The 6,825-nt window shown below is 72.7% G+C and carries 8 protein-coding genes; 1 reads left to right on the plus strand and 7 read right to left on the minus strand.

Annotated features, from left to right (window positions below):
• The 7 genes from DY240_RS34070 to DY240_RS11335 form a co-directional block, all read right to left on the minus strand.
• Window positions 1-171 (minus strand): NAD(P)-binding domain-containing protein (locus tag DY240_RS34070; RefSeq protein WP_147375290.1); only part of this gene is annotated, 171 nt, incomplete at its 3' end.
• Window positions 168-863, minus strand: a complete 696-nt coding sequence (locus DY240_RS11310) for an SDR family NAD(P)-dependent oxidoreductase (RefSeq protein ID WP_119660001.1) — start codon at window positions 861-863, stop codon at window positions 168-170. The genes DY240_RS11310 and DY240_RS34070, both read right to left, overlap by 4 nt.
• Complete coding sequence (locus tag DY240_RS11315) at window positions 860-1,762, minus strand: cupin domain-containing protein (RefSeq protein ID WP_119660002.1); 903 nt, start codon at window positions 1,760-1,762, stop codon at window positions 860-862. Before DY240_RS11315 ends, DY240_RS11310 begins: the two co-directional genes overlap by 4 nt.
• Complete coding sequence (locus DY240_RS11320; protein WP_119660003.1) at window positions 1,759-3,123, minus strand: amidohydrolase family protein; 1,365 nt, start codon at window positions 3,121-3,123, stop codon at window positions 1,759-1,761. The genes DY240_RS11315 and DY240_RS11320 overlap by 4 nt, the downstream gene beginning before the upstream one ends.
• A gap of 35 nt (window positions 3,124-3,158) precedes the next feature.
• Window positions 3,159-4,139, minus strand: coding sequence for an alpha-ketoacid dehydrogenase subunit beta (locus DY240_RS11325; protein ID WP_119660004.1), 981 nt, complete (start codon window positions 4,137-4,139; stop codon window positions 3,159-3,161).
• Complete coding sequence (locus DY240_RS11330; protein ID WP_119660005.1) at window positions 4,127-5,116, minus strand: thiamine pyrophosphate-dependent dehydrogenase E1 component subunit alpha; 990 nt, start codon at window positions 5,114-5,116, stop codon at window positions 4,127-4,129. The genes DY240_RS11325 and DY240_RS11330 overlap by 13 nt, the downstream gene beginning before the upstream one ends.
• Entirely contained in the window at window positions 5,113-6,423 is a 1,311-nt protein-coding gene (locus tag DY240_RS11335; protein WP_119660006.1) for a M24 family metallopeptidase, read from the minus strand. Before DY240_RS11335 ends, DY240_RS11330 begins: the two co-directional genes overlap by 4 nt.
• 114 nt (window positions 6,424-6,537) lie before the next feature.
• Here DY240_RS11335 and DY240_RS11340 point away from each other — a divergent pair.
• The coding region (locus tag DY240_RS11340) for a helix-turn-helix domain-containing protein (protein ID WP_199701329.1) at window positions 6,538-6,825 on the plus strand (288 nt) is incomplete at its 3' end.

Genomic DNA, 6,825 nt, shown 5'->3' on the forward strand with positions numbered 1-6,825 from the left:
CGCCGCCTCGCGCGCCGTCGCCGCGACCCGCGCGCCGGTGGCCGCCGCCACGCCGTCCGCCCGCGCCCGCGTCCGGTTCCACAGCACGACATCGACCCCGGCCGACCGCAGCCGCGTCGTCATGGCCGCGCCCATCCGCCCGGCGCCGATCACCCCCACCGTCTCGCTCACGTCAGCAGCCAGCCTCCGTCCACGTTGAGGTTGACGCCGTTCATCGCCCGGTTGCGCAGCAGGAAGTCGACCGCGTCGGCGACGTCGGCCATGGTGGCCAGCCGACCGATCGGGGTGCGCGCGATGTAGCCGTCGAGCACCTCGGGCGGCTTGGAGCTCCAGAACGGGCTGTCGCCGACGATGCCCGGGTGGACGGCGTTGACCCGCAGCGGCGCCAGCTCGACGGCCAGCGTGTGGACCAGCCCGGTGACGCCGCCGTTGATCGTCGACACCGTCGTCGACCCGGGGTACGGCCGGTCCTTGGCCAGCCCGCCGAACAGCACCACGGCGCCGTCGGGCGCCATCCGCGGCAGCAGCGCATGCACCACCTCGGTGTAGCCCACCAGCTTCAGCGTCACCAGCCGCAGGGCCCGGCCGACGTCGTAGCCGGCGGCGGTGTTCTGGTCGCGGTCGATGGCGGCGACGACCAGGTGGTCGACCTTCTCGACGTCTTCCAGCGCCGCGCCGATGGCGGCCGGGTCGGACAGCTCGACGGCCAGGCCGCGGCAGCGCGCGCCGACCTCCGCCGCGACGGTGCCGCATCGATCGGCGTCGCGGCCGGTGATGACGACGTCGTCGCCGGCGGCGACCCGGCGGCGGGCCAGCTCCAGGCCGATGCCGGACGTGCCGCCGACGATCAGGATGGTCTTCACGACGGGCCTCCCAGGACGTCGCGCAGGTAGTTCCAGTCGCGGGCGAACCGGTACGAGTACCGCGGCGGCGGCGCCGGCGCCTGCGTCTCCAGCCAGCGCAGCGTGCCGCCGCCGGCGTTGCGGAACGCGTGCGGGCAGCCGACGCCGGCCCAGGCGACGTCGCCGGCCTCGAGCAGGTAGGTCTTGCCGTCGAAGGACGCCTCGACGGTTCCCTCGAGGATGAGGTAGGTCTCCTCGAACGGGTGGTCGTGCGGGGTGGTCGCGCCGTCGGGGTCGTACTGCACCATGAACATGGTGGTCAGGACGGCGCCGAGGTCGCTGTCGACCATCTGCTTGACGTTGATGCCGCCGTAGACCAGCAGCGCGGTGCGCATGCTCGCGGAGACGGCGAGCAGGTCCTGCGACTGCTTGCCGGGATCCATGTGGCCCGGCCGGATGGTGCCGAACCGGTGGGTGCGCGGGTCGCGGACGTCGATGCCGGCGACGGGCCGCACGTCGTCGAGCGGCGGCACCAGGAAGGTGTCGCCGTCGAAGTCGTCGCGCGGCATCGGCCCCTGCATCTCCGCCCACCGCACGGGGGCGTCGCCGTCGTTGCGCCACGCGTGCGTGATGGCCACCGGCAGCAGCCCGTAGTCACCCTCGGACACGCGGTACGAGCCGTCCGGTGTCGTCACGACCGCCGAGCCGGACAGCACGTGGAAGCTCTCCTCGAAGGAGTGGACGTGCGCCGGCACCGATCCACCGGGGTCGAGCTCGCAGACGCCGAAGCCGGTGTGGACGGCACCGGCCCGCTCGCCGACGACGGTCCACCGCCGGTACCCGGTGGCGCCGGCGGCCCAGCCGCCGGGTGTCTCGAAGCCGGCCTGCCCCCCGCGTTGGATCAGGTGCCGTTCGGTCATGCCGCGACCGTCCGCTTCGCCACCTCGCCCACCAGGCGGTCGCGCGCGGCCTCGACCAGGCCGCGGGCCCGGGCGGTGTCGCCGAGCAGCCGGCCGTCGCGCTTGCGGACCGCGCCGTCGACGATGACGGTGTCGACGTTGGACACGTCGGCGGCCAGCACGACCGCGGCCACCGGGTCGATGACCGGGGCGACGTTGAGCGCCGTCGCGTCGATCAGCACCACGTCGGCCCGCTTGCCCGGCGTCAGCGACCCGGTGCGGTCGGCCAGCCCGGCCACCGTCGCACCGTTGATGGTCGCCATCTCCAGCATCTGCCGGGCCGTGAGCATCGTCTCGGGCACGGTCGTGTCGGCCTCCCAGCAGATGGCGTTGACGCGCGCCCGCTCGCCGCCGAACGCCGCCCGCATCTGCGTGAACATGTCGCCCGGCACGGTCGTGACCACGTCGACGGACAGGCTGGGCTGCAGGCCGAACTGGTAGCTCTTGGTGACCGGCGGCCAGCCGTGGCCCATCTGCAGCTCGACCTGCGCCGCGATGGAGATGGTGCCGCCGGTGTCGCGGACCCGGCCCCACTCGTGGTCGCTGAAGTAGCAGCAGTGGATGTACGTGGTGTCGGGACCGAGCAGGCCGAGCCGGTCGAGCTGCTCGACCATGGCGAACCGGCCGGCCAGCCGCCCCATGGCGACGTGGACGGTGACGGGGATGCCCAGCTCGCGGGCGAGGTTCCACTCGGACACGACGACGTCGTCCTGGCAGAAGCCCGGCCCGCGCGTGGCCAGCCCCATGGTGAGCAGGCCGTCGTCGCCGGAGAAGTACGTGCTGCGCACCCGCCGGACGTCGTCGCCGGGGATCGCCTCGGCGCTGTTGAACCAGTACTTCGCCAGCGACGTGTTCGCCGAGCCGTAGGCGTACTGGGCCCGCAGGCCGGCCTCCTGCAGCCCGGCGATGGCGGCGTCGGGGTGCTCGGGGGTGTTGTTGATGTGCGACCAGTCGACCAGCGTGGTGATGCCGGCGTTCAGGCACTCCAGCGAGCCGGCGAGGTTGCTCGCGTACACGTCGTCGGGCTGGTAGAGCGGCGCGAAGCTGTCCAGCACCTCGACGAAGTAGTCGTCCAGCGTGGCGTTGGGCGCGCAGGTGCGGATCGCCGTCTCCCACGTGTGGCGGTGGGTGTCGACGAAGCCGGGGATGACGATGCGGCCCGTGGCGTCGATGACCTCGGCGTCGGACACTTCGTCGGACAGCCCAGGCCGGACGGCCGCGATGGCGCCGTCCTCGATGAGGACGTCGGCGCCGGGAAGGTCGCCGATGTCCGGATCCATGCTGATGACGTGGCCGTTGCGGAGCAGGAGTCGGGTGCTCATGGACCATCCCTTCGTTGCGATGGCGTGCGGTGTGTTCAGTACGTCGTGAGGCTCCTGACGGCGTCGACCACCTTGTCCACGGTGGGGATCACCTGGTCCTCCAGCGCGTCGGCGAACGGCAGCGGCACGTTGGCGCCCGCGACCCGCCTGACCGGCGCGTCCAGCAGCTCGAACCCCTCGTCGGCGACGACGGAGACGACGGTGCCGCCCCAGCCGCCCTGGTAGGGGTTCTCCTCGACGACGACCAGCCGCGACGTGCGCTCGAGGGAGCGCAGCACGGCCGCGACGTCCAGGGGGATCAGGGTGCGCAGATCGAGCACCTCGGCCGCGACGCCGTCGTCGGCCGCGAGCCGCTCCGCCGCGGTGAGCGCCAGCGGCACCGTCGAGGCCAGCGCCACGAGCGTGACGTCGCCGCCCTCGCGCACCACCGCGGCCTCGCCGAACGGCACCACGTGGTCGTCGGGCGCGGGCGCGCCCTTGCTGGCCAGCAGCCCCTTGTGCTCGAAGAAGACGACGGGGTCGTCGCTGCGGACGGCACTGGCCATGAGCCCGACGACGTCCGCCGGCGTCGACGGCGCGGCGATCTTGAGGCCGGGGACCGTCAGCGCCCAGTTCTCCACCGCCTGCGAGTGCTGGGCGCCGAAGCCCAGCCCGCCGCCGTTCGCCGTCCGGACCACCAGCGGGACGGTGACCTGCCCGCCGGTCATGTAGCGGACCTTCGGGATCTCGTTGGCGAGGTAGTCCCAGCAGCAGGCCAGGAAGTCGCTGAACATGATCTCGGCGACCGGGCGCATGCCGGTCATCGCCGCGCCCATGGCCGCGCCGACGATGGCCTGCTCGGAGATCGGGGTGTCCCAGACGCGCTCCGGGCCGAACTCCTCGAACAGCCCGACGGTGGTCTTGAAGACGCCGCCCGCGGCGCCGATGTCCTCGCCCAGGCAGACGACCGCGGGGTCGCGGCGCATCTCGCGCGCGATGCCCTCGGCCACCGAGTCGCGGTAGGTCACGTCCGCCATGCGGCACCTCCGTCCGCCCACACGTCGGTGAACGCCTCGCTCAGGTCGGCCTCGGGCGCCGCCCTGGCCGCGGCGACCGCCTCGTCGACGACGCCGGCGGCGCGGTCCTCGGCCGCCTTGATGTCGTCGTCGCTGGTTCCCGCCTCGCGCAGCCGCTGCGCCGACACCGTCAGCGGGTCGCGTTCCAGCCAGCGCTCCAGCTCGCCGTCGGGCCGGTACTTCGCCGGGTCGGTGCGGCTGTGGCCGTAGTGCCGGTAGGTGTGCGCCTCGAGCACGGTGGGTCCGTCGCCCGCGCGGGCCCGCTGCGCCGCGCGGGCGACGGCGTCGCGCACCGTCACCACGTCGTTGCCGTCGACGACCTCGGCCGGGAGGCCGTACGACGGTGCCCGGCCGGCCGCCGGGTGCTCCGCCGCCGTGACCGAGCCGATCGGGGTGTACTCCATGTAGAAGTTGTTCTCGCAGACGAACAGCACGGGCAGCCGCCAGACCGCGGCGAGGTTGAGCGCCTCGTGGAACGCCCCGATGTTCGTGGCGCCGTCGCCGAAGAACGCGACCGCCACCTGGTCGGTCCCGCGCAGCCGGGCCGACCACGCGGCGCCGACGGCCATCGGCAGGTGCGCCCCGACGATGGCGTAGGAGCCGAGCATGCCCGACCCGGCCTTCGTGAGATGCATCGAGCCGCCCTTGGCCTTGTTGAGGCCGGTGGAGCGCTGCATGAGCTCGGCGAGGCACTCCTCGGGCGTGGCGCCCCAGGCGATGGCGTGGTGGTGGCCGCGGTAGGTGGCGAACGCGTAGTCGCCGTCGCGCAGCGCCGCACGGGCCCCGACGGCGACGGCCTCGTGCCCGGCGGCCAGGTGCGTCGTGCCCTTGACCAGGCCGGACATGAAGAGGTCGTGCGCGGCCTTCTCCGTACGGCGGATCACCGCCATGGTCTCGTGCAGGGCGAGCAGGCCGGTCGCCGCCGTCGCGTCGGTCATGGGGTGGCCCCGTTGGTGTTGAGGTGCGACTGCGACTCGCGCAGCGAGTTCAGCTCGCCGCCGACGGTCCAGTACTTGCGCCCGGCGACCAGCAGCTCCTCGGCCGGGAACTTGGTGATGACCTCGCAGCCGTCCGCCGTCACCACGACCTCCTCCTCGATGCGCGCGGCGGACCAGCCGTCGGCGGCCGGCCAGTACGTCTCGAGCGCGAAGACCATGCCCTCCTCGAGCACCTCGGGGTGGTCCAGCGACACCAGCCGGGAGAAGATCGGCTTCTCCCAGATCGACAACCCGACGCCGTGGCCGTACTGCAGGGCGAACGCCGCCTCCTCGTCGGCGAAGCCGAACTCGTCGGCCCGCGGCCACAGCGACACGATGTCGGCCGTCGTCGCGCCCGGCTTCACCTCGGCGATGGCGTGGTCGATGAACTCGCGGCAGCGGGTGTAGGCGTCGCGCTGGGCCGGCGACGCGCTGCCGACGGCGAACGTGCGGTAGTAGCAGGTGCGGTAGCCGTTGTAGCTGTGCAGGATGTCGAAGAACGCGGGGTCGCCGGGGCGGACGATGCGGTCGCTGTAGACGTGCGGGTGCGGCGAGCAGCGCTCGCCGGAGATGGCGTTGACGCCCTCGACATACTCGCTGCCGAGGTCGTAGAGGACCTTGCTGACGACGCCGACGCACTCGTTCTCGCGCACGCCCGGCCGCAGGAAGCCGTAGAGCTCGTCGTACGCGGCGTCGACCATCGAGGCGGCGTGTGCCAGCAGCGCGATCTCGTCCGGCGTCTTGATGCGGCGGGCCTCGAGGAACACCTGCTGGCCGTCGACGACGTCGAGGTGCTGGTTCGCGAGGGCGGCGAGCACCGGCATCTCGGCGAGATCGACACCGACGGGCTCGTCCTCGAGCCCGTGGTCGGCGAGCACCCGGGCGATCTTGCCGGCGACGTCGTCGGCGATGCCGGCGCCCGGGTGGAACGCGCCGCGCAGCGTCGAGATGCCCGCGCGAGCGCGGTTCGCGCCGTCGAGCCACGGGTTGTACAGCTGGTGGTGGCGCGCCGCGGACCCGAAGTCCCACACGATGGGCTCCCCGCCGCGGGGGAGCAGCGCGAACCGGATGAGCTTGTCGACCGCCCACGTCCCGATGTGCGTCGACGTCATGTACCGGATGTTGGCGAAGTCGAAGGCCAGCAGCGCGCCCAGCTCGGAGCGGTCGAGCGCGGCGCGCAGCCGTTCGAGGCGTTCGCGGCGCAGCCGGTCGACGTCGATGCGCTGTTCCCAGTCGACGGCGTTGGGTCCGTAGGTGCGTATCGGCATGGCGCGGGCACCTCCCGAAGTGTTCAGTGACACTTACTATCCGAGTGAACCGGACCCACGCTGAGACGTCAACCCGCTAAAATGCTCAGTCATGGTGAACGGGACGGTGGCCGTGTGAGCCCGTCGGCGGTGCCCCCGATCGGGGAGCGCATCCGGCACGAGCGCCTGCGCCGAGGGGTCAGCGCGCGTGCGCTGGCCCGCGAGATCGGGGTGTCGGCCAGCCTGATCTCCCAGATCGAGACCGACAAGAGCCAGCCGTCGGTGAGCACGCTGTACGCCATCACGACGGCCCTGGGCATCTCGATCGAGGACATCTTCGCGCCGGACGGCGAGGCCGCGGGCCCCGCGCCGGCCGACGGCGCGGCCGCGGCGCCGCCGGTCTCCGTGCCCGAGACGATCAGC

The sequence above is a fragment of the Jiangella rhizosphaerae genome, from assembly GCF_003579925.1.
Taxonomy (GTDB): Bacteria; Actinomycetota; Actinomycetes; order Jiangellales; family Jiangellaceae; genus Jiangella; species Jiangella rhizosphaerae.